The sequence below is a fragment of the Rhizobium sp. BK316 genome (genome assembly GCF_014193695.1).
GTDB lineage: Bacteria > Pseudomonadota > Alphaproteobacteria > Rhizobiales > Rhizobiaceae > Rhizobium.
In genome coordinates this window covers 241,883-266,614 of sequence record NZ_JACHZR010000003.1, presented here as the reverse complement: position 1 = coordinate 266,614, position 24,732 = coordinate 241,883, and the positions used below count along the sequence as shown (strand labels likewise).

Sequence of the window (24,732 nt, the reverse complement as noted above, 5' to 3'; positions counted from 1 at the left end):
CAAAGATCAAGCTGACGGCACGCCAAGGCGTGCATCGGTTTTGCGATAGATAATGTGAAACAACAACCTTAAGCGTGGCGCGCATCCGGCGGATCGCGACACGCTTTTATTATTCGCCCTTCTTCTCGTCTTCTATCGCCGGCTTGTCCCCGTCCCCGCCCCCATCATCGTCATCGGGTGTGACGGCTGCCGCAGGTTCCGGCGGCTTGGGATCAAAGGCCCAGATCAGCATATAGAAGGAATAGGCGCCGGCGCCGCCGGCAAGCATGCCCCAGAAGGCATCGCCTGTCGTAAATTCGACGATCGCCCATCCGAAGCAGACAACGACGATGAGGACACGGACCCAAAGGTGCCGGTAGGCCGAATGGTTTGGATCGATAAGCTGCATCTCTGTCCCGTTGTCGTGATCACCGGTCTCACTGTTGTGATGATCGGTCTCACTGTTGTGATGACGCCCGTCTCACCCTTGTGATGACGTTACTTGTCTTTAGGATGGATTTCACAAATGTGAAAGGGCTGTGGGCTTGACGCGGCAATCGGAAAATGGAATGAAAATTCCAAACTTGTATCAATTCGGTTTATTTGTTCCGAATCTAGGGAGGCAGAAATGACAGTAAGATTTGGTCTTCTCGGCGCCGGCCGCATCGGCAAGGTCCATGCAAAGGCCGTGAGCGGCGACGCCAATGCAAAGCTCGTGGCCGTCGCCGACGCCTTCCCGCAGGCTGCCGAAGCAATCGCTTCCGCCTATGGCTGCGACGTGCGCACGATCGAAGCGATCGAGGCCGCCAAGGATATCGACGCCGTCGTCATCTGCACGCCGACCGATACGCATGCCGACCTGATCGAGCGCTTCGCCCGCGCTGGCAAGGCGATCTTCTGCGAAAAGCCTGTTGACTTGGATGTTGCGCGCGTAAATGCCTGCATCAAGGTCGTGGAAGAAACCGGCGCCAAGCTGATGGTCGGCTTCAACCGCCGCTTCGACCCGCATTTCATGGCCGTCCGCAAGGTCATCGACGACGGCAAGATCGGCGATGTCGAGATGGTGACGATCACCTCGCGCGATCCCGGCGCTCCGCCGGTCGATTACATCAAGCGCTCCGGCGGCATCTTCCGCGACATGACGATCCACGATTTCGACATGGCCCGCTTCCTGCTCGGCGAAGAGCCGGTCTCGGTCGTGGCAACCGCTGCCGTCCTCGTCGATAAGGCGATCGGTGAAGCGGGCGATTATGACAGCGTCTCGGTGATCCTGCAGACCGCCTCCGGCAAGCAGGCCATCATCTCCAACTCGCGCCGCGCCACCTATGGCTACGACCAGCGCATCGAGGCGCATGGCTCCAAGGGCGTCGTCTCGGCTGAAAACCAGCGCCCGGTCTCGATCGAAGTCGCAAACGCCGACGGTTACACCCGCCCGCCGCTGCACGACTTCTTCATGACCCGCTACACCGAGGCCTATGCCAACGAGATCGCCAGCTTCATCGCCGCGATCGAAAAGGGCTCGAAGATCTCTCCGTCCGGTGCCGATGGCCTGGCAGCGCTCGCGCTCGCCGACGCCGCCGTCCAGTCCGTCAAGGAAGGCAAGCTCATCAGGATCGGCTGACCGCCCTCTCCCGACGGTCGCCACAATGAGATGGCCGGGTGAGGAGCCCGGCCATTTCTCGTTTGTGGCAAGTGGAGCCAAAAACCCCTCCCCAACCCCTCCCCAGTCTGAACACCCACAAGGGGGAGGGGCTAACCCGGCCGCACCGCCTCGTCCATTCTCAAACGTTGAGGATTTGGAGAGCGGGTGCCGCACATTAAGCCCCTCCTCCTTGTGGGGAGCGGTTTGGGGCGGGGTCTTCATTTGGGTACAGACACGTCCTCAGTCCCGCCCTGAACCCCCGCCACGACGATATCCTCATCGATGACGGCCAGCGCCCGGTTCAGGTGTCCTTCAAAGACGAGAATCTGTTCGTCGGCGACGACCCGGAGCTCCGGCATGCCCTCCATGCGCACCACATGGGACTGGCCGAGCCCCTCCTCGATCCCCTGCCGCAAGAGATCGTAATAGCGCGTGCCGACCCCGGTGATGGCAATCGGCATGCGCTCCGTCAGGCTCAGCATGCGTGACAATCCGTTGCCGAGCGCAAGCCCCGCCTGCCGGAAGGCAAAGCCGGAGATGCGGTGCCCCTGCCGCGCTCGCGCCGCGATCTTGTCGAGCTCGGCCAGCGGCACGAACTTTGCCGGGATCGTGTCGAGCGGCACTTCGAAGGCGGTGCGCAGGATGGCGTAGAAGCCGGCATAGGCCTCGATGCAGCCGCGCGTGCCGCAGCGGCAAAGCCCGCCATTGGCCATGTGCAGCATATGCCCGAAATTGGGCGCGGAGACGTCATGCCCGCCATGGCTCGTCCGCCTGACGATTCCGAGCCCGATGCTGTGCCCGAGCGAAAGGGCCGCCAGCGAGCGGAAATCCGCGCCTTTGACATTCTCCTCGCGCGCACCGAGAGCGGCGGCGACGAGCAGCGTCTCGTTGTCGAGAATGACCTTCGCCTTCCAGTCCGGCTTGAGCGCCGATTCGAAATCGATTTGGTCGCTGCCGAAGATCGGCGACCAGACGAGGACCGGCTCGGAGGAATTGACGAGCCCCTTGCTGCTGATCGAGATGAGCAGCACCTTCTCCCGCTCGATGCGCGAGCGCGACAGGATGCGCTCAAGCCCCTCCCGAACGCCGGTGACGAAGCGGGCGGCCCCATCAGGATCATGCGACCTCTCCTCGCTGAAGCGATCGATCAGCTTGCCCGAATAATCGACGAGGGAATATTGCACGGCATCCGAGGAGATGATGACGACGATGAGATAGCCGCAGTCGCGCCGCTGGCGCAGAAGCACGCGCGGACGCCCTCGCCCGCTGGCAGGCTGCTGCTCGGATTTCTCGATGATCTGCGCTCGTTCCAGATCGGCGGTGATCGCAGAAACGGTCGCGGAGGACAGCCGCGTGTGATCGGATATCTCGGTGTGAGCAAGCGGCCCGTGGCGGCGGAGAGTGGCGAGCACGAGCACGCTGTTTCTCTGCCGTACGAGCTCCGTGCTCGACTTGGTCAGCATTTATCGCCGCCTCTTCCCCGTTCGTTCCGCCCCTCATTGCCACAGCATCTCCGGCCGCTTTCGTCAAAGGAAATTAAGCCGGTAGTGCGGTGTTGACAGTTGAAAAAATCTCTGACAGTAAATTTCTCGACTGTCGAGAAAAAAATCCGAACCTTTCTGGACAGGCTTTCGCGGTGGCCGGAGGAGGCTGAGGCCGGGCCGGCTGCAATTCACTCGGGAGGACAAATATGAAGTCGATTTACAAGCTGATGGCCGGGGCGGCCATCCTCGTTTCCGTGCATACGGCTGCCATGGCTGCCGACCTCGTCGTTGGCGTTTCCTGGTCGAACTTCCAGGAAGAGCGCTGGAAGACCGACGAAGCCGCCATCAAGAAGGCGCTGGAAGCCAAGGGCGCAAAGTACATTTCCGCTGACGCGCAGTCTTCGGCTGCAAAGCAGCTGACCGACGTCGAATCGCTGATCTCGCAGGGCGCAAACGCCCTCATCATTCTCGCCCAGGACTCCGACGCCATCGGCCCGGCAGTCGAAAAGGCCGCCAGCGAAGGCATCCCGGTCGTCGGTTACGACCGCCTGATCGAAAACCCGGCTGCCTTCTACATCACCTTCGACAACAAGGAAGTCGGCCGCCTGCAGGCGCAGGAAGTCTTCAAGGCAAAGCCGGAAGGCAATTACGTCTTCATCAAGGGCTCGTCTTCCGACCCGAACGCTGACTTCCTGTTCGCCGGCCAGATGGAAGTCGTCAAGGCTGCCATCGACGCAGGCAAGATCAAGAATGTCGGCGAAGCCTATACCGACGGCTGGCTGCCGCAGAACGCCCAGCGCAACATGGAGCAGTTCCTGACTGCCAACAACAACAAGGTTGATGCTGTCGTTGCTTCCAACGACGGCACCGCCGGTGGCGCCGTCGCCGCTCTCGATGCACAGGGCATGGCCGGCTCCGTTCCGGTTTCCGGTCAGGACGCCGACAAGGCTGCTCTCAACCGCATCGCTTTGGGCACGCAGACGGTTTCCGTCTGGAAGGACAGCCGCGAACTCGGCAAGCGCGCCGCTGAAATCGCTCTCGATCTCGCCGGCGGCACGGCGCTCGACAAGGTAGCAGGCGTGCAGACCTTCGACGGCGGCCCGAAGAAGGTGAAGATGCAGTCCATCTTCCTGACCCCGCTCGCCATCACCAAGGACAACCTGAACGTCGTCATCGACGCCGGCTGGATCTCCAAGGCTGAAGCCTGCCAGGGCGTCAAGGCCGGCTCCGTCAAGGCTTGCGACTGATCCTTGCTCGCTGATTTGAATACCGGCGCCGCAGCGGCCCTCCGCTGCGGCGCCGGATGCGGATGAAGCCCGCTGAGTGGCGCTTCTCCGTTCTCGCGCGCATCGCGGATGCTTTGATTCCCTGCCAGAATGGTGCCGTTGTGATCGGCTATTTTCGGAAGCGTCCCGGTGGTCACATCAAGAACAGGGCGATCGTCGGCCGGCATCCCATCCGGAAACGGCCCGCGCCCAAACAAATGGGGGAAACGGCAAACCCATGGCAGACATCACCCAATCGACATCGTCAGGCCCGCGCACGGCAGTTGAAGGCCCCTTCACGCGCTTCCTCAGGGCAACGGAAATAGACACCCGCCTTCTCGGCATGATCGCCGCGCTGCTGGTCATCTGGATCGGCTTTCATTTCTATACCGGCGGCCTGTTCCTCACGCCGCGAAACCTCTGGAACCTCTCGGTCCAGACGACCGAAATCGCGGTTCTCGCGACCGGCATGGTGCTGGTCATCGTCACCAGAAACATCGACCTGTCGATCGGCTCGATCCTTGGCTTCGTCGCCATGATCATGGGCGTGGTCCAGGCGAAGTTCCTGCCGCAATATCTGGGCTTCGACAATTCCTTCACCTGGGTGATCACGCTGATCGCCGGCCTCCTCGTCGGCTCGGCCATCGGCATGTTCCAGGGTGTCATCATCGCCTTCATGGGCGTGCCCTCCTTCATCGTCACCCTCGGCGGCTTCCTCGCCTGGCGCGGCCTTGCCTGGTATGTCACGAGCGGCCAGACGGTGGCGCCGCTGGACACCACCTTCCGCATCATGGGCGGCGGCGCCGAAGGCGCAATCGGCGCCACCTGGAGCTGGATCATCGGCGCGGCCGCCTGCGTGCTGATCGTCGTCTCGATCATCGGCTCGCGCCATCAGCGCCGGCGCTTCAACTTCCCGCGCCGTCCGCTCTGGGCCGAATATGTCCTCGGCGTTCTCGGCTGTGCCCTGGTGCTCGGCGCCATCTGGGTGTCGACGATCTATTATTGGCCGCCGGCGATCGCCAAGCGCTATGCCGAGGCCAACAACATCACCGTGCCGGAAACCGGCCTGATGATCCCCTACGGCATCGCCGTACCCGTGCTGATCGCCATCCTCGTCGGCATCGTCATGACCTTCATCGCCACCCGCCTGCGCTTCGGCCGTTACGTCTTCGCGATCGGCGGCAACCCGGAAGCGGCCGAACTCGCCGGCATCAAGACCCGCTGGGTCACGGTGCGCATCTTCGCGCTGATGGGCTTCCTCGCAGCTGTCGCCGCCGCGATCTCCACCGCGCGCCTCAACGCCGCCGCCAACTCGCAGGGCACGACTTACGAGCTCTATACGATCGCCGCAGCCGTCATCGGCGGCACGTCGCTCGCAGGCGGCACCGGCACCATCGCCGGCGCCATGCTCGGCGCGCTCGTCATGCAGTCGCTGCAGTCGGGCATGGGCCTCGCCAATGTCGATACGCCCATCCAGAACGTCGTCGTCGGCGCGGTGCTCGTCATTGCCGTCTGGCTCGACACTGTCTATCGCTCCCGTGCGAAGTAAGAGGAGTACGAACCATGGCTGAACAACGCACTCCCCTTGTCGAACTGAAGAATATCTCGATCGCCTTCGGCGGTATCCACGCGGTCGACAATGCCTCGGTCGATCTCTATCCCGGCGAAGTCGTGGCCCTTCTCGGCCATAACGGCGCCGGCAAGTCGACGCTGATCAAGATCCTCTCCGGTGCCTACAAGCGCGACGCGGGCGAGATCCTGATCAATGGCGAACCGGCCGACATCCGCAATCCGCGCGATGCCAAGAAGTTCGGCATCGAGACGATCTACCAGACGCTCGCCGTCGCCGACAATGTCGACGCCGCCGCCAACCTCTATCTCGGCCGCGAGCTGAAAACCCGCTGGGGCACGCTCGACGATGTCGCGATGGAAGCCTCCGCCCGCGAAGTGATGGGCCGCCTGAACCCCAACTTCAAGCGCTTCAAGGAGCCGGTGAAGGCGCTGTCCGGCGGCCAGCGCCAGTCGGTCGCGATTGCCCGCGCCATCCTGTTCAACGCCCGCATCCTGATCATGGACGAGCCGACGGCAGCCCTTGGCCCCCAGGAAACGGCGCAGGTGGGCGAGCTGATCAAGCAGCTGAAAAAGGAAGGCATCGGCATCTTCCTGATCAGCCACGACATCCACGACGTCTTCGATCTCGCCGACCGTGTCTCGGTCATGAAAAACGGCCAGGTCGTCGGCCACGCCCGCACCGAGGATGTCACCAAGGACGAAGTCCTCGGCATGATTATCCTCGGCAAGGTGCCGCCGAAAGCCATCCCCGGCCCCGGCGCCATGCAGGTCTGATCGCCGCAAGGCGACCAGCCCCGCGACAAACACACTCCGCCGCCCGCAAGGCCGGCGGAGTTTTTATGGATTACGTGGCTCTCAGAAGCGGCTGCGGGCGTGGCGGCATCCGCCGCAAGGGGCGCTAGGCACCGCTCCTGGCAGGGGAGAGGTGGGTGAGGACGCACCGCCACCTGTTGCCCTCCCGGTGATAGACGTCGGTGATCCATTCGTCGGCTGATATCGGTTCGCCACGGAACATCCCCGTGTTCTGCCCGCGACCGGTAACCGTGGCGACATTGCCGAGCAGATGGACGTGATGCGTCGTCTTGGTCATCGTGTCATGGCTCAGGGCACCGGATCCGATCGCCGAAAGAATAGCCTGTGCAGGGATTGGGCCTCGCTCGGGCGTCACCAGCACCCAATCGTCAGTGATGCAGGCGGCGATCTGGGTGGGATCGTTGGAAACCATCGCCGCGTTGAAGGCGCGCTCAGCCTCCTCGAGCGCTTCAAGGGCTGCGGCACTCACGCCGACATGTCCTCGCTCCAGCGGCGCTGCATCTCCTCAGGCGTGACCTGCTCGATGGTTTGCGACAGCATCCAGCGATGACCGAAGGGATCAAGCACCTGCGCCACCCGCTCGCCAAAACTCTGGTCGGTCGCCGGGCGCAACATCGTCGCCCCGGCCGACAGCGCCTGCGCCAGTGCTGCGTCGGTCGACACCGTGTCCATGTGGAAGGTCACCGGAGAGCCTCCGACAGTATCGGGAGACAGGGCGCCGAAGTCCGGATACTCGTCAGCCAACATCATCAGCGTCTCCCCGAAACGCAGTTCGGCATGGCCGATCCGCCCGTCCGAAGGATCGGTCATGCGGAAGACTTCCGTGGCACCGAAAGCCTCCTTGTAGAAGTCGATGGCCCGTGCCGCATCCTTGACGATGAAGTAGGCACTCACTTTTCGGGCAAAACTCGGCATGGATGATCCTCCTTGACTGGTTCTTATATTAACGTTACGTATCGTAAAGATATGAGTCAAGAGAATAACGCAACACCGAAGAAACGAGGGCGTCCGCCAAGCGCTGCCGCGCAGAGGCGTGCCTTGGAGGCCGCCCATGAAATCCTGATGGCCGAAGGTTTTGGCCGCATGACGATCGAAGCCGTGGCGGCGCGGTCCGGTGTCGGCAAGCCGACGATCTACCGCTCCTGGGCCAACGCCCAGGAATTGGCGATGGCCGCTCTTCTGGTCAACCGGCTACCGGAAGCGGAGGTCGCAGCGGGCTCGGCGCAGGCGGCTCTCTGCGCGCAGATGAGCGGACTGGTGACTGCCTTTGCGAGCACGCGCGGGCGGCAGATCACCATGGCACTCGCAGCCGCCGATCCGGAAAGCGAATTCACCAAGGCCTTCCGCAATCAGGTGATCCTGTCGAGCCGCAACGCGGGTCGCGTCATCCTGGAGGAGGCTCTGGCTCGGGGAGAGATCGTTCCGCCGCTTGATATGGAGGCGCTGCTCGACATGATCTACGGACCGGTCTTCTTCCGGCTGCTGGTCGGCCATCGCCCGGTCTCGCCGGAGTTCGGCGATGCGATCGTCAGGACCGCGTTGCGGGCCGTTGCACCGTCGGGGGCGAAGTGATGGGGCGCCTGAACCCCAACTTCAAGCGCTTCAAGGAACCGGTGAAGGCCCTCTCCGGCGGCCAGCGCCAGTCCGTCGCCATTGCCCGCGCCATCCTGTTCAACGCCCGCATCCTGATCATGGACGAGCCGACGGCAGCCCTTGGCCCGCAGGAAACGGCGCAGGTCGGCGAGCTCATCAAGCAGCTGAAAAAGGAAGGCATCGGCATCTTCCTGATCAGCCACGACATCCACAACGTCTTCGATCTCGCCGACCGTGTCTCCGTCATGAAAAACGGCCAGGTCGTCGGCCACGCCCACACCGAGGATGTCACCGAGGACGAAGTCCTCGGCATGATCATCCTCGGCAAGGTGCCCCCAAGGCCATCCCCGGCCCTGGTGCGATGCAGGTGTGACATCCGGCAGCATCCGGCAAAGAAACTCCGCCGCCCGAAAAGGACCGGCGGAGTTTTCATTTTGGCAACAGCGTGTGGCCGAAATCACGTTAAAAGCCAAGCCACAGAAATTCCGTGAACTTCGCGATTGAAGCAGAGCCAAAGCTAGGCTAAGAACCACGACATCGGACGACGAGTCACATCGTCAGGCATGCACCCGTAGCTCAGCTGGATAGAGTGTTGGATTCCGATTCCAAAGGTCACAGGTTCGAATCCTGTCGGGTGCGCCACCGCATTCCTAATGCATTGAAACCTCAAAACAGCTAAGCTTCCAAGACCTTTGCAACAGCTCGCTACTTCACATGGCTATTGCACAAGGGTTGGACACATACGATGGCAGGATTGAGTTTCATGCAGCGCAGACCATCAGAATGTTAGAGCTTTTTAGCGCACTCGCTGCCGATTACATGGCGTCCATCGACAATCCTCTTGCCTCTACCGTGCCCGCCATTGGTACTTGGTCCCTGCGTGCCCTAATGCAGAAACGCGCCAGCACTGCACGCGATGTTCTGCTCCATGAAATCAGGCAAGGTCACGCTCCAATTGAGTTCCAAGACGCTGACGAAGCTGCTGCAATAACCTACCGCTACATGCGAGCCGCCGAAGAGGGAGCGGCAAGGCTCAACCTGCGGCTACTCGCCAGGGTGATCGTGGGAAGTGCCGAAGGCCCGGGACTCTACGCTGATGACTTCTTGCGCTGGGCGGATGTGCTTGCGGGCCTGCGGCGCGAGGAGGTCATTGTGCTCGGCGTGATGCAGCGGGTACAAATGGGCGAGACGCCGATAGAAGACTCATCGAAAAACCCTCCTGTAGCGTTTTGGTTGGCCTGCACTCGAATATTGGAGCAGCAGTACGGATTACAGCCAGCGGCCTCCACGTCCTGCGCTCACGCCCTCCTGCGAACAGGATTGGTACAGTTAGTCAGTGGATCAATGGAGACAGTGGTGGTCCCCGCACCAACTGGAGAGCTAACCACGCTTTCGGGTTTACTGCGGATTGAAGGACTGCTGGCGAGCGTACATGCGTGAGGTATAAGGCGTGCCGTGGGGGTGGCAGCATGTCTGCATTGGGTCCCATGGCAGGGGCACGGAGGGAACCTCGCCGCCGCTGCCACGTGGATAGCTTCTGAGATACGTGACCCCTTGTTAACCTCTGAGGCCAACGCCTTCGCGAATCAGTAGCTGCACGCTAAGATGGTGGCGCTTTAAACGAGGGCGCTCATTTGGTTGTCATTGACAGCAGCTTCATGGGGAATTTCAAGCTGGGAGATAACATCAACCACAACCTCGCTGCACTTGCGGCACTATACGCCGCCCGCGATGCTACCCAAAACGGAGCCCATAGGCGTGCGTTGTGCAAGCCTATCTGCGTCATTGCGATTTCGATTATCGAGGCCCTACTTCACGACCTCCATTTCAGAGCGCGTTCATTCACTCGCGAAGGTGTGCCGGGTCTGCTTCAGACAGCGTTGAACCGCATCCGGGCGAAGAAGATCGACAAGATGGAGCTTTTAATCGTGAGCGTTCGGAAAGACGACCTTCTCGGGGTTGACGCCGCTTTTTACGACGAGCTCGACTTCCTAAGGCAGGTCCGCAATAGGGTCCACATTCAGAACGAGCCACCGAGGCTCCAGCCCGACGAGCATCAAGTATTCACGCCGGCATGTGTATTGCGGGCAGAAGCGGCGCTTGAGCGCGTCATGCGGAACATGGCGCAACGTTACCAGCGGCCGAACCATCAGGGTTACGTGGCCGACTTTCAACTTCCTTGGAATGCTCACCACCAGTGACAAACCACAGAGCGTTCATTTCAAGGTTATCGCCGGTGCTGACGCTGTCACGTGGATAGCCTCTGAGATATGTGCCCCCGTTGAAGTCTGAGGCGGGGCAGGCCATTAAACACAGGGGATATCTCCCGGTTGCATAGTGTGATTTGCCGAGAGTTACGCTATCAAATTGCCAATAGTCGGTGGACGTTAGCAAATGGCAAAAGACAACTTCAAGATTGAATGCCGCGCCCAAGGTATTCCAGCAACTTCTTTGACTAGTGAACAGGCGTTGCAGTGGGTCTTAGAGGAGGAGCAGTTTTGGGCTGGCTTCCCAGCCCTTGATGCTCCGGTCATTGTTGGAAACCAGAACTATGGCAATCAGAACATCTTGTCGTCCTACAGAAACTACTTGGCTAATCTCCGCCAGCGCCTACAAGCAAACGACCACGAGGCTCTTAGAAGCTTCATGGATGAGGCCGGTCAGTTACGAATTGTGATTGCTCACGGGCAACTGGGAGGAAGCATCCGGGAGCTTCTTAAGCAGAACGACGCAACGGCAGCTCAGCGCCTCGTACTCCTATTCTCAGAAGCTATTACAACTCCTCGCGAGGAAATCAGGCGGGAACTAGTATCCCTTAAGGTCGCCCTACGGTTCAACCCTTTAATCCAAACCACCGCTGACACCGTTTCCGCGTCACACGCACTGAAATCCGCCAAAGTTAGTGAAGCCCGCGTATTGGAGCTAAAGGACGAGCTCAACGGCGATATCACAGAAATCAAAAAGGGGCTTGAGGATTTCGTGGACGCGAAACGCAAAGAGCTTGAAGCGTTGCACGAGCAGTACGAGACTTATCTAGTTCTGCAAGGCCCCTCCCGTCATTGGAAGCGGGTAGCACTTAGTACAAGCCGGGCCGCGAATATAGCATTGGGCCTTTTCGTGGCACTGCTGGCAACCCCCGCAATCTTTGGGTTCATCTACTGGGACGGCATTTCGAAGTACATAGACCACATCATTGACATGACCAAAGGCGGCATCTCACTGGCCTCGCTCGTGGTCTTCACGGTGCCAGTGTTGGCCTACGGCTGGTTGCTGAAGCACGTCAGCCGCATTTTTACGCAAAACCTTATGCTGAGCTCTGATGCTGAGCACCGTAGAGTGATGGCGGTCACGTTCCTCGGTTTGGCCAAACGAAAGAGCGTAGGAATTGCCGAGCAGGACCGGGCGCTGATCTTGAACGCTCTCTTCCGGCCAGCGCCAACGAGCCCGCAGGACGATGGCCCACCTTCTGGTCTCCTTGAACTTATCAAAAAATAGAGATTGACCTATGTGCATGCACTTGTTCGGGGCGGCGGCTGGTACATAGTTTCGGAGGTCACTTGCCATCAGCACGAAGCTCCTTCACATCTAGCTTAGGCCTTGGCGAGATCGCTTTGATTTCAGGCATTTAGGCAGCATCCAGCTCCTCCGCTAGGCGTATCATGTCGGGTGCGCCACCGCCTTCAAAATCCCCTTACAATTAAGACGAAAGACCGAAAGCCAGCCCGATCAATACCTGCAGGACAGCGCATTGGTCGGCCTGAAGCCTTGGCTGCACGCCGGGTTCCTCGAATGCCCAGGCTGATACTGGAAATCGGCGCTATTCGAGCTTCGGTGCGTTGTGCACGATGAGGCCAGGATCTCCAATCCGATAACCAAGCCGGCGATCATAAGTGTCCGAACTCTGCTCATCACGGTCACCCTGCAGCAATAGCCCGAAACATAGAATTCATGGCGTACTCGGCAGTGTCAACGGAGAGCGGGGAGCCGGACGATCAAAAACCGAATTGAAGACGACTGGCCGGAGCGATTGATGCAGGCGGACCGCACAGCCGACTTTAGTGTGGGGTTAGGGCTCAATCAGTCCCCCGGCCGCACGGTCCGGCGTTTAACTCGCGATGAAGACTTAGGTTCCAGCGCCAGAGGACAAGATGGGTCACGAATATCAACCGAAATACAAATGACGTGAACCCTGGCCGGGAGAAGGCAGGCAGGATTTTACCGGCTGTGACGGGGAGGAATTTCTTGCGGCGATCAAGGTCTGTCTTGATGTCGTGCAGGGCACCGCTGAACCTCGGGAATTGAGAGCGGCGATCATTCGCGCTGCAGCCGAGGCTGGGATTACCGCCATCGCCGTGCTTCATTGAACTGTCCGTCTCCTGGCCAGCCCAGGCTTGGCGAGCCGCGCAGAACCCGTCGCGTCCGAGGTCAGTTCCAAAAGCGGGTAACCGCCCCTTGCCAGCCTTGCTTTCGAGGGGATGCGGCGATCTCATGTGTGTAATCACCGCATTTTCCGGCAGATTTCGTAATAGCGTTCATGCTATGAATTCAGCATCTTAATGGAAAAAATTACCGAATTACGAGATTACGGCGCATGTCCACTTCTCATGAAGTTATGAAACGGTGATCGGAACGTCATTCTGCCTCTCCACCATGTTTCACCATTATCTTCGTAATTGCGTAATAACGTCCGTAACCTGTTGAGAAAGCTTATGAAATGAGGTTACAATATCTCTGTGCGCATTCGTAATCGCCGTCGGCGATTCCGCGAGCTGGCCCGGAAAAAGAAAGCCGCCCCGAAGGGCGGCGCAGTTTGTTGACAAGGTCTCATTCGTCATGCTCGGCCTTGTGCCGAGCATCTGACCACTGCAATTCCTTGACGAGAAAGCATTTGTCTTCAGATACTTAATCGGCCGGAGCAGATCCTCGGCACAAGGCCGAGGATGACGTCGCGGGGTTTGCAATGGTCTGTCAGCAGCCTGAGCCCCGAAGGCGGCGCTTCACTCGCGACACGCTTTAGAAACTCCCATCTCGTCTTCGCCGGTCGTGCTCGAACTCGATACGGCCACCGACCCATCTCGCCCAGGGCTGGGCGTCCCCATCGCCGCGACGATAGACGCGCACGGTGCGCCCACGGCGATTGACAGGCTTCGAGCCCGGTTCAAACCCCAGCCCGGCAAGCGCCCTCTGCAGGTTGGCGCGCCAGCCGGTGGGCAGGCGGCTGGCATCCTCGCTTCCGCCGGTCAAGAGCCTGCGCATGTCCGCACACGGCACCATCATGTCGCCGTCAGGGATGAGGTCGCGGATGATCTCGTAGGTGGGGCCGAAATCCATCACGCCCTGGTGCAGGGCTTCGAGGTCGGCCTCCAATGCCGGGTCGTCGAGCCACAGCGGCTCGCGCTCGTAGATCGTCATGACTTCGGCCCAGATCTGAGTACGATCGGCCCGGATGGCCGCCATATCGATCGCCGTGGGTTTGACCGGCCACCAGCGCCGATTGCCCGTCGTATCCGTCAGGAACTCGTCGGCATTCGTCGTGGCATAGAAGGCGAACTGGCGCGGCACGTCGTCGGGCCTCTGCTGATACGCCCCGCGCGCGGTATCGACGCGAACCGTGATGAACTTCCTGATCGTCTCGATCTCCCGGGTCGACCGGCCGGCAAGCTCCGCGAGCTCGACGACCCAACGCCCCCTGGTGTTCTCGATCACTTCGCGCGCGCTTTCGCCCACCGTCACGCCGTCGGTCACCCATTCCTCGACCGGAACGAGAGCCCGGCCGAACGACGATTTTCCGAGGCCCTGCTTGCCCTGCAGGGTCAGCACGTGGTCGAACTGGCACCCTGGTTCAAAGACGCGTCTGGCAAGCGCCGAGAGCCATTTGCGCGCGAAGGCGCGGTTCAGCCGCGTGTCCTCGGCGCCGAGATAACGGGTCAGGAACGTATCGACGCGCCTCTTGCCATCCCATGCCGGCAGGGCCGACAGCCAGTCTTTCACGGGGTGATAGGGATGCCGGCCGGCGACCTTGTCGATAACGGGATTGATGTTGAAAACCTTCGGCGTCAGGTCGAACCCTTCCAGCCATTCCACCGCTTCGGCAAGATCGTTGTTTCCGAGGGAGCGAGGCTTCCAGTCGCCCTTCCGCAAATCCCACGGCGGCCGACGCAGCAGCATCGTCCGGCCGCTGAATTCATCGAGGGCGAGCATCCCCCGCGCGTCGGGGTGGTGCTCCAGCATCACGGTCCAGTTGAGCGTGAGGCCAGGAAGGGGATTGCCCTTGTCATTCGTCTTGAGCATGGCGAGCCAGTCGCGCGGCGGCGCGTGTGCGGTCACAGATGGCATGAGATTTTCCGCGTGAGATGGGGTGGTGTCCCCAGACCTATTCGGAAACGGTTGAGGTGTTGACATGATCGCCGATGCAATGTGGCGCAGTTTCTGCGACCTTGCGCGGCAAATTGGTCTTCTCCTGCGCGGCGATTCCAGACGATATGCAGAAACGGCAGATTACTCGGGATAGGCCTCAGCGCCCACCAGCGCCGCCTTGTGGAAGAGGATGAAGACCAGCGGGTTGCCGGGCTCGGACATGGCATCGCTGCGCTGGCCCGTTATCTCCCCGGCCACGCCGCTTGTATATTCCGCGACCACTTCGCCGAAGCTGTTGCGCTGGATGGCCACCTTCTGTCCGGGTTCGACCTTGTCGTTGAGCTTGACCAGATGCTCGACGATCCCGCCCTGTGTCGCCAGGATCGGGAAGGCGCTGTTGCCGGTAAAGACGTTCACGTCCTTGCCTGTCCGGCCCATCGGCCCGGCGACGATGCCGTGATGCTTCAGCACGTTCATCGTGCCTTCCACGAACAGCGCGATCATCTCGAGGTCCAGCACGCGGGCAGCACCGATCTCCGGCGTGAAGGAGGGGATGCCCACGTCCATGAACGCATTGTGCAGGACACCGGGATAGACATGGTTGTCGAAGATCTGGCCGACGGGATAGAGCTCCACCATGGCCTTGACATCGGGCACATCCATGCCGCCGATATTGAATGCGGTGACTTCGAACCCGGTTGTTCCGGTGTGGAAGTCGATCGCGAAGTCGGCGTTCGGCCGCAGCAGCCGGTTGAACAGCAGCCCGGCATGTCGGCTGGGCGCAGTCAGTCCGTTTTCGTTACCGGGCCATTCCCTGTTCATATCGATCAGATCGACGCCCCTGCCCTGGTTGGGCCACCTGCGCTGCATGCTTTCGATGGCCGGGCGCGCCACGTCGGTGACCGCCATGACCGTGCCCGACATCTGCGCCGGATCGAGCTGGTTCATCACGGTCTGGACCGTATGGATGTTGCTCATTTCGTCGCCATGTACACCGCTGGTCAGGATGCCGCGCTTGCCGGGTCTCGCCCCCTTGGCGACCGTCACCGACACGTACCAGTATTGCCCCGTCGGCATCTGCGCACCCTGAAAATACAGGAAGTGCTTCTGCCCGGGCTCCAGGTCGTCGACGTCGAGCGCACTCACGACCTTTTTCCCCTCGATCGTATCGCCGGTATAGACCGTTCCCGATGCTGGAGTGGAAGCAGTGTCCTCGGCATCAGCGGCATCCGCGCTGACGGCGAGAGCAGCCGACGCGCCGACCGTTGCCAGTGATGCAATCATGAAATCACGGCGATCGATGCCGTTCTTCGATTTGTCCGACATGATGGAAGCCCCTCTGTGATTTGAAAAGTTCAGTTAGAACAATGGCATGCGCATCGGTCGCAAAGTTCCGCACGTCTTCAACCCAGGGTATGCTGCTGAAAATTAGGGCACGCTGCCGAGTTCGCAAGTCCAAGCGGATCGGAGCGGTCGGATGCGAACCGCAGAGGCCTATCGGGCCGAGAGTGAACCGACTTATTCCAAGCCCCGATATCGTTGAGACAATTTCATCGAATAGGTACTCGCCGCAGTTGCCGATGCCGATGGTTTGGTGAATATTCGTGTTCTGGCCCTGAAGGCCTGCGCTGTGACGGATAAGGGGGACAATGTCATGCCTGTAAAATACCTTTTGGCCGCGGTAACGATCGCGCTTCTGAGCCTTTCAGGGTGCGCAACCACTGGCACCGGCGGCGACAACACGACCTACGCAACTCCGCTGGGGATTGGTCCCGTTCGCGGCAATATCGGCGGCTATTATTAGTAGCTGCTGATTTCCATTGAGAGCAGTCACCGCGACAAGGCGAGGCGCTGTTCGGAAGCGGAGCCTGGGATTGTTTTCATGGTAGATGACATAGGCGCGCCGCGCCGCCAGACCATTGCCGGCCTGCGCCGGTTTCTCGATCTTGAGCAGCAGCGCAACTGGATGCGGGGCGAGACGTTCCTGCGCGACGCCGAGGAGCGCTCGGAATCCCTGGAACTGCGTCTCAAATACGTCGCCAGGTTCGAAAAGCTGCTGCGCCGGCCGCAGGCACAAGAAGTTCTGGATATTCTCAGGCGCTACGGAAGCGACTGCATCCCGATCCCGCGCCGGACGGAGCGGCACTACTGGTCGGTTTCCTGCCTGCCGTCGACACCCGGCAAGGCGCTCATTCGCGTCAATGCAAGCTGGATGGAGCTCTTCTCGCTCTATGCTGATGGTGAGGACATCCGCGCCTTGTTCCTGGTGCATCTTTCCGATTTCACCACCGATCACTCGCTCGATCAGGGCCAGGTGGACGAGGATTTCCTCGAGCGCTGTGTCATGACGCCTGATGACGTCAGCTATGTCTTCCCGAGGGGCGAGGACATTTTCGGCGTCAAGGTCCGCGGCTTCGCCTCGATCGGCAAATTTATGGCGACGCCCCGCGCGCTGCAGGCGATCCGGGCATTCAACCTGACACATATGAACCGCGGCCGGAACGCCTATCAGGCGAGCCACTGCTACAGGCTGGCGGATCACATGCTGGGTGACGGCGAGGGTTGAACGGATCGGAATTGGCGGCGGTGGCCGACATCCATACCGATCTCGTTCAGAACCTGGGCAAGGCGGCCTTCGATATTGCTCTACACGCCAGCCAGGTCACGCGATTGCATTGGCGCCCCGCTGGCGATCGAAGAGACCTCGCGCAGCTTCCACCATGATCCGCAGATGCTCGGGATCGCGCACGCCTTGCCGATAAAGCTCCACCAAGATTGCGGCAATCCGCGCGGCCTCTTCCGAGGCCTTATCGACGCCCGCCTCTTTTACAATGATATCGAAAACAGGCTGACATACCGAAAGATCGTGCGCGTCGAACGGCTGCGGTTTTCGAACATCGATCGTTTTCATGTCGTTCAAAAGCCGGCGCCGTCAGATGGCGCCGGCTCCTCCCTCCCCTCCGGTTAAGCGACGTTCTTCTCGCCTTCGATCATCTGCATCGGCGCCTCAGAACCCTCCGCGGCGCCGATCGCGATCTTGCGCGGTTTCATCGCTTCAGGGATTTCGCGCTTCAGCTCGATCGTCAAAAGGCCGTTCGTCAGCGAAGCGTTCTCGACCCGAACGTGGTCAGCAAGCTCGAAGCGCCGCTCGAAGGAGCGCCCGGCAATGCCGCGATGCAGATAGTCGCCCTGCTTGTCCTCGGCCTTCTGGCCTTTTACCACAAGCACGTTGCGTTCCTGGGTGATGTCGAGGTCGCCGTCGGCGAAACCTGCAACCGCCATCTGAATGCGGTAATCGGCGTCGCCGGACTTGACGATATCGTAGGGCGGCCATGCGTCGATGGCCTGCAGACGCTGTGGATTGTTCAGAAGGTTGAATACGCGGTCGAAGCCGATGCTCGAGCGGTAGAAGGGTGCGAAGTCGAATTCGTTTCTCATGACCAAATCCTCCGTAAAGCGAGTTGGAAAGGAGACGCGTCGGAAACTGCGTCCCCGGCTTCCGGCCCCCTTTGGGCTGCCGGCGAATATCGATTTGGTTTGGCTTTTTTTGCCTTTCAAGGGGCTTCGAAAATTTTTTTGAACGTTCGGCAGCGGTCCACTTGAACCCCGAAAACACCGAAACAATCTCTTATCCGCCTGGAGATTTTCTTCACCTGTCGAAAGTTTTTAGGAGATCGAACATGACTATCGAAGGCAAGACATCGGTCAACTCGGCCAAGACCCTCGATGCCATCTCGGCGTCACATATCCTGCATTCCCATCAACATTTTTCCCATCCGGACGAAGTCCTCGCTTCGGACAGGATGACGACCGAAGAGAAGCGCGCGATCCTCGCATCGTGGGCGTCCGACCTTCACGCGGTCGAATCCTGTCCCGAACTGCGCCACCCTCCCGGCGTTCCCCGCTCCATCCGCTACCGGGACATTCTCGCTGCCCTGAAATCCCTGGATAGGGGCCGGCAGGATTTCACCATGAGAAGGCAGGGGCCAGCCCGCAAGCCAACCGGCACCTTCGGATAAGGAGAGCGGAATGCGACAGAAGACATCCCAGTCTCCGCCCGCTGTGGAAGGCAACCCGATCACCGAAAGGCTTGTTCTCGCATCGAGATATCAGGAATGTCTGCGCCGGCTTGCGCGCGCCGCTGACCGGCTCCATCACGCCGATCTCGGTGAGAAGCTGATGGAGATCGCCAGATGCATGGACCGAATGAGCTACGACATCGCGGTCCACGAAGCGGGTGTCGAAGTCCTCAGACGCGCGGCGCGCCTTATCGGCATCGTGGAAGCATTGGTCGACCGCAAGGCGAAGGCGTCGATCCTGCACTGAGCGCGCGATCAATGTGACTGAATGAGAGCTTCCGCTTCCGGGCGAGACGGCGTCGTCTCTATCAAGCCCGAAGCGGATTTCGGCATCGCCGATTCCGCTCAAGCCGGAAGCGCTCTAATGCGCGGTATAGGCCCCATCCACCAGGTAGTGGGCACCGGTAACGAAACTCGCCTGTTCCGACAGCAGGAAGCAGACGAGATTTGCCACTTCGTCCGGTGTCCCGCGCCGGCCCATCGGCTGGAGCGACGCCATGCGGCGCGTGCTCGCCGTTGCGAGATGCTCCGACAGGAGGGGTGTGTCGATCCAGCCGGGGCCGACGGCGTTGACCCGGATGCCGTATCGCGCATATTCCATCGCCGCCACTTTCGTCAGCCCGACGATCCCGTGCTTGGCAGCAGTGTAGGCCGCCGCGGTCGGCAGGCCGACGGTGCCGAGCGTCGAGGACATGTTGACGATTGCGCCCCCGCCCCGCTTCAGCATCGCGCCGATCTCGTATTTCACACAATAGAAGACGCTGTTCAGGTTGACGTTCATCACCCTGTGCCAGTCTTCGAGCCGACAATCCGCAACCGGCGCCCGCACCCCATCGATCCCGGCATTGTTGACGGCGAGATCGAGGCTGCCGCATGTCTCGACGGTGAAGTCGACAAGGCTCTGCACGGCTGCCGGCTCGCTCACATCGACGACAAACGGGCGCGCACGTCCCCCCTCCGCCCGAATTGCGTCGGCACTCTCATGCGCGGCATCGGCATTGATATCGGCAACAACGACCTCGGCCCCCTCGACAGCGAGCTGCCGGGAAACAGCGGCCCCAATTCCGGAACCTGCCCCCGTCACGACAGCGACTTTTCCCTCCAGGCAAAGTTTCATCGTTTCCATCCATTTAAATATGCTAATGTTCAGACCAAACGCATGATTCATGCAAGGGGTTTCGCGAGTGAGGGACACGCTATTTCAAGTTGCGCACCTTGTCCGCCCAACAAGCACATAATCCGCAAAATTCGAATAACCCGGTTCATCGGCACGCTGCCGATCGGGCATCGTCAGGACTGAGGGAGCGAAACGACTTGGGAGAACGACTTGGGCAGATGGAAATGAACGGACGAGCCGTTAAACGCCGGGGCTTCGTTTTGGGCAGCCTGGCTCTGATGCTTTCGGGATGCAGCACCACGACGGATGGCCCGCCGCTCGGCTATCGCGTATTCGGCAGCGACCCGGACGTTAATCCCCGCTATCGGCGCCAAGAGGTCGCCTATTCGGGAAGTGAGCCGCCCGGAACCATCGTCGTCGATACCGGGGCGCGCTATCTTTATTTCGTCGAGGCCGATGGCCTTGCCACGCGCTATGGTGTCGCGGTCGGGGAAGAAGGATTGAGCTTCAAGGGAGAGGCGACGATCGGCCGGAAGGCCGAGTGGCCATCCTGGAAGCCCACCGACGACATGATCGCGCGCAAGCCGCATCTCGCCCAATATGCCGAAGGCGTGCCGGGCGGACCGGACAATCCGCTGGGTGCGGCCGCCCTTTATCTCTACCAGGGCGGACAGGATACGCTGTTCAGGCTGCACGGAACCAATGCTCCCTGGTCGATAGGCAATGCCGTTTCGAACGGCTGCATCCGCCTGACCAATGCAAACATCGTCGATCTCTACGCGCGCACGCGTGTCGGAACGCGGGTGGTGGTCATTTGATGGCATTTACCATTCGAAATTGCCGGATTGGCCACACCAGTAAGTATCTGCTAATGTAGATTCGTTGCACGTTGCATCACTCCCGCACTGTCCAAGGTGCTGATTATCGTCAAACTTTGAGGCATAGCCTGTCCTGGGCCATGCCAAGATGAGGAGAGGACTTGTTGATGAGCAGAATTTTATTCGTCATCCTCGCAGTACTTGCGGTGGCCAATCTGAGTGCCTGCGGGTCGATTGGCAAAGGCAAGGGGAAAGCTCCGCCGCCTGCGGCAACAGCCGTCTACAAGTAAGTTCGCATAACTCTAAGGAAGGGCTCTTTCAGCCCTTCCCTTTTCTTGACATCCGAAACCGCCCAGGATTGGCCCCGCCTGCAATTCAGGGCGAAAGAATGGCATATCTGCCGGCGTCGAATCCGCCTCGGGCAGAGCTTGCATATGGAGCGTGGTAATGGCGCTTGGAAGAGGCCGCCTGTGGCTGGTCGTTGCTTTGGCAATTGTGGCATCGTCGTGCCAGACGGAAGATAAAAGCCCCCTGCCGCACTATACATCGGATAGCCGCGACCTGACGAAATCAGCGACGAATCAGAGCAGATCAGGTCGGAATTTCATCGAGTTCCGCTCGCGTTATGCGCTCACCTACGGCCATACCTACGTCGTCTTCGGGCGCGCGGACAAAAACGGCAACATGATCAATCCGGAGGTGGCAGGTCTTGCCCCGGCTTCACCCGATCCGGGGGCTTACGTCCTCGGCCATTTCGTTCCGGTTCCCGCCTCGACCGGCGCAACGGACGGCGACCTGGAGGAGCAATACCGCTCGGCGAGCTGGCGCGTGATGCTGACCGATGCCGAATATAACGATACGGTTGCCTATATACGCAAGCTGCAGGCGCGAAGCCGTCTCTGGGAGGCGACGGTCTACAATTGCAACGCCTTCGTCGCGGATATAGCAAAACACATGGGCTATAAGACACCCGGCATCTGGATGAGACCGCAGCAATTCGTTACAAATCTGCGGGAGATGAATACCTGAAGCGGGCATAGAGCGCCGTGCGTCCATTCGGACGCACAAAGGACGCTCTACCTCTTTGAATCTACGCACGGGCTTTCCGAAAATCGATTCCGATTTTCGGGCCGATGCTGTAGTCTCAACCGTTGACGATCGCGGAAGCCGGATCGTGGAAAGGTTCTGGTGCCGACTTGAACGTGTCAGTCAATATCATTGGCGAGATCGTCTGGGTCCTCGGAATTATTGCCTGGTACATCATTCGATACCCGTTCGAGCGTCGCGGCAGGCGCGTGCCCGTCGCCAGCAGCCGGCGCAGCGTCTCGGAAAGAGTGGCACTGGCCGCAGCACTTGCCGGGCTGGCGATCGTGCCGGCATTTTACGTCGCGACAGGTATTCCCAAGGCAGCCGACCATTCTTTGCCTCTGTGGGCGGTCGTGATCGGGGCGGCAATTTTCTGCCTCGCAATGTGGGTCTTTCGAAGAACGCACAAGCAACTCGGACGAAACTGGTCCATCACGCTCGAAATCCGCCAGAAGCACGAATTGATCTGCGCCGGGCCTTACGCGCATGTCCGCCACCCCATGTACACCTCGTTCCTCCTGATGGGGCTTGCCCAGGCTTTTCTGCTGCCGAATTGGGTGGCAGGCCTGGCGGGCATCGTCGGTTTCGCCGTGCTGTTCTTTCTGCGCGTCGATAAGGAAGAGCGTATGATGCTGGATGTCTTCGGCCCCCAATACCGCGCCTATATGGACAAGACCAAGCGCATCATCCCTTATCTCTATTAGGGCGCGACGCTCTGACACTTTGAATCTCTGGGGGGAGAAAGATGAGGGGGGAGTAAGATGAAGGGACGAACAATCAGGCTTTCCGCAGCAAGGCGGCTGGTTGGAGATCTCATGAGATTTTCGATCGGCATACCGCGCGTGACCGTTCAGCGGCAGATGAACATCCGCCCCCTTCTCGATGCCAGGCGAACGTCCAATCCCCGCCCCTCCTGGACCGCGCTTTTCCTGAAAGGATACGCCCTCCTCTCGAAGGAGATCCCGGATCTCCGGCGCGCTTACATCAAATTTCCACGCCATCAGCTCTACGAATATCCGGCAAGCGTGGCCTCCATTGCCCACGAGCGTGACTATGAAGGCGAGCGGATCGTTCTCCTGAGCACGATCAAGGCCCCCGAAGACCGCTCCATCCCCGAGCTGGAAATGCAGATCCGCGAGGCGAGGTCACGCCCCGTCCTGGAGATCAAGGAATTTCGCCGCTCGCTGAAGCTTGCGCGCGCACCGGCCCTGCTCAGGTGGTCGCTCATGTGGCTCGGGCTCAATATAGGGCGAAAACGGGCGCGCTATTTCGGCACCTTCCAGCTGTCGGTCTATTCGGGCCTCGGCGCGGAATCCCTTAACCCGCTCAGTCCCGTGACCACGCTCATGAATTACGGGCCGATTGATGAGAACGGATCGGTTACCGTCCGCATCCACTATGACCACAGGGTTATGGATGGAGCCAGCATCGCCCGGGCATTGGAGCGGTTCGAGAGGATCTTGAACGGCGCGGTCGCCGACGAGATACGAGGGCTCGGCCAGGACGGAATTTCCGCCCGCACGTCGATCGCGGGAGGCTCTCTATAATGGCGGAGCAATTCGACGAGGGGCATGCAGCGGTTTTGAGTCCGGAATTGTATGAAAACAAGGAAACAGGGCTTCGCCCTGTTGTCGTCGTCCTCGGCGCCTCCCGCGGCATCGGGCGGGCAATTGCCAGGGTTGCCGCGCGTGAACGCAATATCGTCGTGCTCGTCGCCCGCTCTTCCGAGGGGCTGGCGGCCGCCGCCGCCGATGTGAAACAGGCCGGCGGAGAAGCCTTCACGGTCGAACTCGACCTCACGGCATCGGACGCCTCGGCACGCTTGGAAGCCTTTCTGGAAGCCAACGGTTTGATTTGCGATGTCCTCGTCAACAGCGCCGGATACGGATTGCGCGGCGCGGCAACTTCGCTGCCGGCAGACGATCAGCTCGGAATCATCGATCTCAATATCCGGGCGCTCGCCGACATGACCCTTCGCTTCCTGCCGGGAATGGTCGCCCGCCGGCGTGGCGGCGTGCTCAATCTCGGCTCCGTCGCGGGTTTTACGCCGGGGCCTTATATGGCCTTCTACTATGCCAGCAAGAGTTTCGTGCGCTCCTTTTCTGCTTCCCTTCATGAGGAAGTTCGCCGCTTCGGCGTCACCGTGACATGCGTGGCACCCGGGCCGGTATCGACCGACTTTCTTGAAAAATCCGGCGCGGATCGCGCCGCTCTCTTCAAAGTATTGCCGAAGCTGAAGGCCGATTATGTCGCCGAACAGGCCTGGCGCGGCTTCAAGTCCGGGCGCAGCCTCGTCGTTCCCGGCTTCTCCGCCAAGCTGACTGCTTTTATCGCCAGGATTCTGCCATCAGCGGCTGCACGCCGGCTGATCGGCCTGGTCCAGCGCCGAAGCAAAGATCCGAGCCCGCATGGATCGGGGACGGGCATCAAGTAAGCCAATCGCACCGGCAGAGGCGCGCCACGGGCGTCACGACAAGATCGGCAGCGCCAGCCTGCATCACTGCCGCTCTTCCTGGCGCGTGAAAACCTGCTTCAAACTCTCCTTATTGTCGCCTTGCGATGCACCGCGTTCGGTCCGAAGCCACCAGTCCATCGTCAGGTGCGGCGCGGTCAACTGCCCGTTGTGAGGCGCCGGCTTCACGACCTCGTTGCGCAGACGGCCGCCCTTTTGCGCCCGGCCATCGTCGGCGCTGGATATAGTCACGGAAAGAGCAAGAGCAGCGCCGGTGACGAGCGCTCTCCAGGCATGTCGTCCGATGCTGACGCGCTGGTTTCCCATCAGCCCATTCAGTCAGAATATTAGCTTTTTCGGAAGTACGAAAACGGCAATGCGCGGCAGTAAAGCCAAATATAATGGCGGCTCGCGCCCGCAACCCTCATGCACATCAGGACCGGCCTGACAAGACAAACATTCATTCGATTGACTG

At 60.3% G+C, this 24,732-nt stretch carries 28 protein-coding genes, 1 tRNA gene and 2 pseudogenes; 21 read left to right on the top strand and 10 right to left on the bottom strand.

Annotation, left to right across the window (positions count from 1 at the left end):
• Positions 1-109 precede the first annotated feature (109 nt).
• Complete coding sequence (locus tag FHT87_RS15400; protein WP_183731987.1) at positions 110-388, bottom strand: hypothetical protein; 279 nt, start codon at positions 386-388, stop codon at positions 110-112.
• 219 nt (positions 389-607) lie between these two features.
• Here FHT87_RS15400 and iolG point away from each other — a divergent pair, with 219 nt between their 5' ends.
• Complete coding sequence (iolG, locus tag FHT87_RS15395) at positions 608-1,600, top strand: inositol 2-dehydrogenase (protein WP_183803068.1); 993 nt, start codon at positions 608-610, stop codon at positions 1,598-1,600.
• Between the two features lie 239 nt (positions 1,601-1,839).
• Here the strand turns inward: iolG and FHT87_RS15390 are convergent, their stop codons facing one another.
• The gene (locus tag FHT87_RS15390; RefSeq protein WP_183803065.1) at positions 1,840-3,084 is read right to left on the bottom strand and encodes an ROK family transcriptional regulator; all 1,245 of its coding nucleotides are present in this window, start codon (positions 3,082-3,084) and stop codon (positions 1,840-1,842) included.
• Positions 3,085-3,311: 227 nt separating this feature from the next.
• Between FHT87_RS15390 and xylF the strand changes: the two genes are divergently transcribed.
• The 3 genes from xylF to FHT87_RS15375 all read left to right on the top strand — a co-directional run bounded on the left by xylF (position 3,312) and on the right by FHT87_RS15375 (position 6,716).
• Positions 3,312-4,352 carry a D-xylose ABC transporter substrate-binding protein gene (gene xylF, locus FHT87_RS15385; protein WP_183803062.1) on the top strand — a complete coding sequence of 347 codons (1,041 nt, stop codon included), beginning with the start codon at positions 3,312-3,314 and terminating at the stop codon, positions 4,350-4,352.
• A 256-nt stretch (positions 4,353-4,608) separates the two neighbouring features.
• Entirely contained in the window at positions 4,609-5,919 is a 1,311-nt protein-coding gene (locus tag FHT87_RS15380; protein WP_183803060.1) for a sugar ABC transporter permease, read from the top strand.
• Positions 5,920-5,933: 14 nt separating this feature from the next.
• The gene (locus FHT87_RS15375) at positions 5,934-6,716 is read left to right on the top strand and encodes an ATP-binding cassette domain-containing protein (RefSeq protein WP_183803057.1); all 783 of its coding nucleotides are present in this window, start codon (positions 5,934-5,936) and stop codon (positions 6,714-6,716) included.
• Positions 6,717-6,840: 124 nt separating this feature from the next.
• Here the strand turns inward: FHT87_RS15375 and FHT87_RS15370 are convergent, their stop codons facing one another.
• Positions 6,841-7,224 (bottom strand): nuclear transport factor 2 family protein, encoded by a 384-nt coding sequence (locus FHT87_RS15370; protein ID WP_183803054.1) that lies wholly within the window; start codon positions 7,222-7,224, stop codon positions 6,841-6,843.
• The gene (locus tag FHT87_RS15365; RefSeq protein WP_183803051.1) at positions 7,221-7,670 is read right to left on the bottom strand and encodes a VOC family protein; all 450 of its coding nucleotides are present in this window, start codon (positions 7,668-7,670) and stop codon (positions 7,221-7,223) included. Before FHT87_RS15365 ends, FHT87_RS15370 begins: the two co-directional genes overlap by 4 nt.
• A gap of 51 nt (positions 7,671-7,721) precedes the next feature.
• Here FHT87_RS15365 and FHT87_RS15360 point away from each other — a divergent pair, with 51 nt between their 5' ends.
• The 7 genes and pseudogenes from FHT87_RS15360 to FHT87_RS15330 all read left to right on the top strand — a co-directional run.
• Positions 7,722-8,327, top strand: coding sequence for a TetR/AcrR family transcriptional regulator (locus tag FHT87_RS15360; protein WP_183803048.1), 606 nt, complete (start codon positions 7,722-7,724; stop codon positions 8,325-8,327).
• A pseudogene (locus FHT87_RS15355) lies at positions 8,321-8,721 on the top strand (ATP-binding cassette domain-containing protein); the annotation flags it as partial. The gene FHT87_RS15360 and the pseudogene FHT87_RS15355, both read left to right, overlap by 7 nt.
• 192 nt (positions 8,722-8,913) lie before the next feature.
• Positions 8,914-8,990, top strand: a tRNA-Arg gene (locus FHT87_RS15350).
• A 72-nt stretch (positions 8,991-9,062) separates the two neighbouring features.
• The gene (locus FHT87_RS15345; protein ID WP_183803045.1) at positions 9,063-9,788 is read left to right on the top strand and encodes a hypothetical protein; all 726 of its coding nucleotides are present in this window, start codon (positions 9,063-9,065) and stop codon (positions 9,786-9,788) included.
• Between the two features lie 194 nt (positions 9,789-9,982).
• Positions 9,983-10,549, top strand: a complete 567-nt coding sequence (locus tag FHT87_RS15340; RefSeq protein WP_183803042.1) for a hypothetical protein — start codon at positions 9,983-9,985, stop codon at positions 10,547-10,549.
• Positions 10,550-10,742: 193 nt separating this feature from the next.
• Entirely contained in the window at positions 10,743-11,843 is a 1,101-nt protein-coding gene (locus FHT87_RS15335) for a DUF6161 domain-containing protein (RefSeq protein ID WP_183803039.1), read from the top strand.
• Between the two features lie 713 nt (positions 11,844-12,556).
• A pseudogene (locus tag FHT87_RS15330) lies at positions 12,557-12,712 on the top strand (DUF982 domain-containing protein); the annotation flags it as partial.
• 649 nt (positions 12,713-13,361) lie between these two features.
• Here the strand turns inward: FHT87_RS15330 and FHT87_RS15325 are convergent.
• Both FHT87_RS15325 and FHT87_RS15320 read right to left on the bottom strand, forming a co-directional pair.
• Positions 13,362-14,684, bottom strand: coding sequence for a virulence-associated E family protein (locus FHT87_RS15325; protein WP_183803036.1), 1,323 nt, complete (start codon positions 14,682-14,684; stop codon positions 13,362-13,364).
• Between the two features lie 162 nt (positions 14,685-14,846).
• Positions 14,847-16,031, bottom strand: coding sequence for a succinylglutamate desuccinylase/aspartoacylase family protein (locus tag FHT87_RS15320; RefSeq protein ID WP_183803033.1), 1,185 nt, complete (start codon positions 16,029-16,031; stop codon positions 14,847-14,849).
• Positions 16,032-16,359: 328 nt separating this feature from the next.
• On the opposite strand from FHT87_RS15320, the gene FHT87_RS15315 reads away from it, so the two are divergent.
• Both FHT87_RS15315 and FHT87_RS15310 read left to right on the top strand, forming a co-directional pair.
• On the top strand, positions 16,360-16,509 hold the full coding sequence (locus FHT87_RS15315; protein ID WP_183732018.1) for a hypothetical protein: 150 nt from the start codon (positions 16,360-16,362) through the stop codon (positions 16,507-16,509).
• A gap of 78 nt (positions 16,510-16,587) precedes the next feature.
• The gene (locus FHT87_RS15310) at positions 16,588-17,271 is read left to right on the top strand and encodes a hypothetical protein (RefSeq protein ID WP_183732021.1); all 684 of its coding nucleotides are present in this window, start codon (positions 16,588-16,590) and stop codon (positions 17,269-17,271) included.
• 96 nt (positions 17,272-17,367) lie between these two features.
• Here the strand turns inward: FHT87_RS15310 and FHT87_RS15305 are convergent, their stop codons facing one another.
• Positions 17,368-17,616: a hypothetical protein gene (locus FHT87_RS15305; protein ID WP_183732023.1), complete on the bottom strand. Its 249-nt coding sequence runs from the start codon at positions 17,614-17,616 to the stop codon at positions 17,368-17,370.
• 53 nt (positions 17,617-17,669) lie between these two features.
• On the bottom strand, positions 17,670-18,143 hold the full coding sequence (locus FHT87_RS15300) for an Hsp20 family protein (protein WP_183732037.1): 474 nt from the start codon (positions 18,141-18,143) through the stop codon (positions 17,670-17,672).
• A 242-nt stretch (positions 18,144-18,385) separates the two neighbouring features.
• On the opposite strand from FHT87_RS15300, the gene FHT87_RS15295 reads away from it, so the two are divergent.
• Entirely contained in the window at positions 18,386-18,724 is a 339-nt protein-coding gene (locus tag FHT87_RS15295; protein WP_246699608.1) for a hypothetical protein, read from the top strand.
• 10 nt (positions 18,725-18,734) lie between these two features.
• Positions 18,735-19,031: a hypothetical protein gene (locus FHT87_RS15290; protein ID WP_183803030.1), complete on the top strand. Its 297-nt coding sequence runs from the start codon at positions 18,735-18,737 to the stop codon at positions 19,029-19,031.
• Positions 19,032-19,145: 114 nt separating this feature from the next.
• Here FHT87_RS15290 and fabG read toward each other — a convergent pair whose 3' ends face one another.
• The gene (gene fabG, locus FHT87_RS15285; RefSeq protein WP_183803027.1) at positions 19,146-19,901 is read right to left on the bottom strand and encodes a 3-oxoacyl-ACP reductase FabG; all 756 of its coding nucleotides are present in this window, start codon (positions 19,899-19,901) and stop codon (positions 19,146-19,148) included.
• A gap of 224 nt (positions 19,902-20,125) precedes the next feature.
• Here fabG and FHT87_RS15280 point away from each other — a divergent pair, with 224 nt between their 5' ends.
• From FHT87_RS15280 to FHT87_RS15255, 6 genes are all read left to right on the top strand, one after another.
• Positions 20,126-20,719: a L,D-transpeptidase gene (locus FHT87_RS15280; protein WP_183732046.1), complete on the top strand. Its 594-nt coding sequence runs from the start codon at positions 20,126-20,128 to the stop codon at positions 20,717-20,719.
• 167 nt (positions 20,720-20,886) lie between these two features.
• Entirely contained in the window at positions 20,887-21,009 is a 123-nt protein-coding gene (locus FHT87_RS15275) for an ABC transporter (RefSeq protein WP_113298940.1), read from the top strand.
• Between the two features lie 157 nt (positions 21,010-21,166).
• A complete protein-coding gene (locus FHT87_RS15270) occupies positions 21,167-21,748 on the top strand; it encodes a hypothetical protein (RefSeq protein ID WP_183732049.1) in 582 nt (193 codons plus the stop codon).
• A gap of 173 nt (positions 21,749-21,921) precedes the next feature.
• Positions 21,922-22,509, top strand: coding sequence for a protein-S-isoprenylcysteine O-methyltransferase (locus tag FHT87_RS15265; protein ID WP_183732052.1), 588 nt, complete (start codon positions 21,922-21,924; stop codon positions 22,507-22,509).
• Between the two features lie 57 nt (positions 22,510-22,566).
• Positions 22,567-23,352: a hypothetical protein gene (locus FHT87_RS15260; RefSeq protein ID WP_183732056.1), complete on the top strand. Its 786-nt coding sequence runs from the start codon at positions 22,567-22,569 to the stop codon at positions 23,350-23,352.
• On the top strand, positions 23,352-24,239 hold the full coding sequence (locus FHT87_RS15255; RefSeq protein ID WP_183803024.1) for an SDR family oxidoreductase: 888 nt from the start codon (positions 23,352-23,354) through the stop codon (positions 24,237-24,239). Before FHT87_RS15260 ends, FHT87_RS15255 begins: the two co-directional genes overlap by 1 nt.
• Positions 24,240-24,302: 63 nt before the next feature.
• Here FHT87_RS15255 and FHT87_RS15250 read toward each other — a convergent pair whose 3' ends face one another.
• On the bottom strand, positions 24,303-24,584 hold the full coding sequence (locus FHT87_RS15250) for a hypothetical protein (protein WP_183732062.1): 282 nt from the start codon (positions 24,582-24,584) through the stop codon (positions 24,303-24,305).
• Between the last annotated feature and the right edge of the window lie 148 nt (positions 24,585-24,732).

What these genes read in the sequence shown, in the direction of transcription:
- FHT87_RS15270 (WP_183732049.1), top strand. Translation starts at nt 21,167, where the DNA reads ATGGCGCTTGGAAGAGGCCGCCTGTGGCTGGTCGTTGCTTTGGCAATT.
- iolG (WP_183803068.1), top strand. Translation starts at nt 608, where the DNA reads ATGACAGTAAGATTTGGTCTTCTCGGCGCCGGCCGCATCGGCAAGGTC.
- FHT87_RS15255 (WP_183803024.1), top strand. Translation starts at nt 23,352, where the DNA reads ATGGCGGAGCAATTCGACGAGGGGCATGCAGCGGTTTTGAGTCCGGAA.
- FHT87_RS15290 (WP_183803030.1), top strand. Translation starts at nt 18,735, where the DNA reads ATGCGACAGAAGACATCCCAGTCTCCGCCCGCTGTGGAAGGCAACCCG.
- FHT87_RS15260 (WP_183732056.1), top strand. Translation starts at nt 22,567, where the DNA reads ATGAAGGGACGAACAATCAGGCTTTCCGCAGCAAGGCGGCTGGTTGGA.
- FHT87_RS15380 (WP_183803060.1), top strand. Translation starts at nt 4,609, where the DNA reads ATGGCAGACATCACCCAATCGACATCGTCAGGCCCGCGCACGGCAGTT.
- FHT87_RS15325 (WP_183803036.1), bottom strand. Translation starts at nt 14,684, where the DNA reads ATGCCATCTGTGACCGCACACGCGCCGCCGCGCGACTGGCTCGCCATG.
- FHT87_RS15315 (WP_183732018.1), top strand. Translation starts at nt 16,360, where the DNA reads ATGCCTGTAAAATACCTTTTGGCCGCGGTAACGATCGCGCTTCTGAGC.
- FHT87_RS15300 (WP_183732037.1), bottom strand. Translation starts at nt 18,143, where the DNA reads ATGAGAAACGAATTCGACTTCGCACCCTTCTACCGCTCGAGCATCGGC.
- FHT87_RS15250 (WP_183732062.1), bottom strand. Translation starts at nt 24,584, where the DNA reads ATGGGAAACCAGCGCGTCAGCATCGGACGACATGCCTGGAGAGCGCTC.
- FHT87_RS15390 (WP_183803065.1), bottom strand. Translation starts at nt 3,084, where the DNA reads ATGCTGACCAAGTCGAGCACGGAGCTCGTACGGCAGAGAAACAGCGTG.
- FHT87_RS15375 (WP_183803057.1), top strand. Translation starts at nt 5,934, where the DNA reads ATGGCTGAACAACGCACTCCCCTTGTCGAACTGAAGAATATCTCGATC.
- FHT87_RS15365 (WP_183803051.1), bottom strand. Translation starts at nt 7,670, where the DNA reads ATGCCGAGTTTTGCCCGAAAAGTGAGTGCCTACTTCATCGTCAAGGAT.
- FHT87_RS15295 (WP_246699608.1), top strand. Translation starts at nt 18,386, where the DNA reads ATGACTATCGAAGGCAAGACATCGGTCAACTCGGCCAAGACCCTCGAT.
- xylF (WP_183803062.1), top strand. Translation starts at nt 3,312, where the DNA reads ATGAAGTCGATTTACAAGCTGATGGCCGGGGCGGCCATCCTCGTTTCC.
- FHT87_RS15305 (WP_183732023.1), bottom strand. Translation starts at nt 17,616, where the DNA reads ATGAAAACGATCGATGTTCGAAAACCGCAGCCGTTCGACGCGCACGAT.
- FHT87_RS15335 (WP_183803039.1), top strand. Translation starts at nt 10,743, where the DNA reads ATGGCAAAAGACAACTTCAAGATTGAATGCCGCGCCCAAGGTATTCCA.
- FHT87_RS15360 (WP_183803048.1), top strand. Translation starts at nt 7,722, where the DNA reads ATGAGTCAAGAGAATAACGCAACACCGAAGAAACGAGGGCGTCCGCCA.
- FHT87_RS15320 (WP_183803033.1), bottom strand. Translation starts at nt 16,031, where the DNA reads ATGTCGGACAAATCGAAGAACGGCATCGATCGCCGTGATTTCATGATT.
- FHT87_RS15310 (WP_183732021.1), top strand. Translation starts at nt 16,588, where the DNA reads ATGGTAGATGACATAGGCGCGCCGCGCCGCCAGACCATTGCCGGCCTG.
- FHT87_RS15280 (WP_183732046.1), top strand. Translation starts at nt 20,126, where the DNA reads ATGAACGGACGAGCCGTTAAACGCCGGGGCTTCGTTTTGGGCAGCCTG.
- fabG (WP_183803027.1), bottom strand. Translation starts at nt 19,901, where the DNA reads ATGAAACTTTGCCTGGAGGGAAAAGTCGCTGTCGTGACGGGGGCAGGT.
- FHT87_RS15275 (WP_113298940.1), top strand. Translation starts at nt 20,887, where the DNA reads ATGAGCAGAATTTTATTCGTCATCCTCGCAGTACTTGCGGTGGCCAAT.
- FHT87_RS15400 (WP_183731987.1), bottom strand. Translation starts at nt 388, where the DNA reads ATGCAGCTTATCGATCCAAACCATTCGGCCTACCGGCACCTTTGGGTC.
- FHT87_RS15345 (WP_183803045.1), top strand. Translation starts at nt 9,063, where the DNA reads ATGGCTATTGCACAAGGGTTGGACACATACGATGGCAGGATTGAGTTT.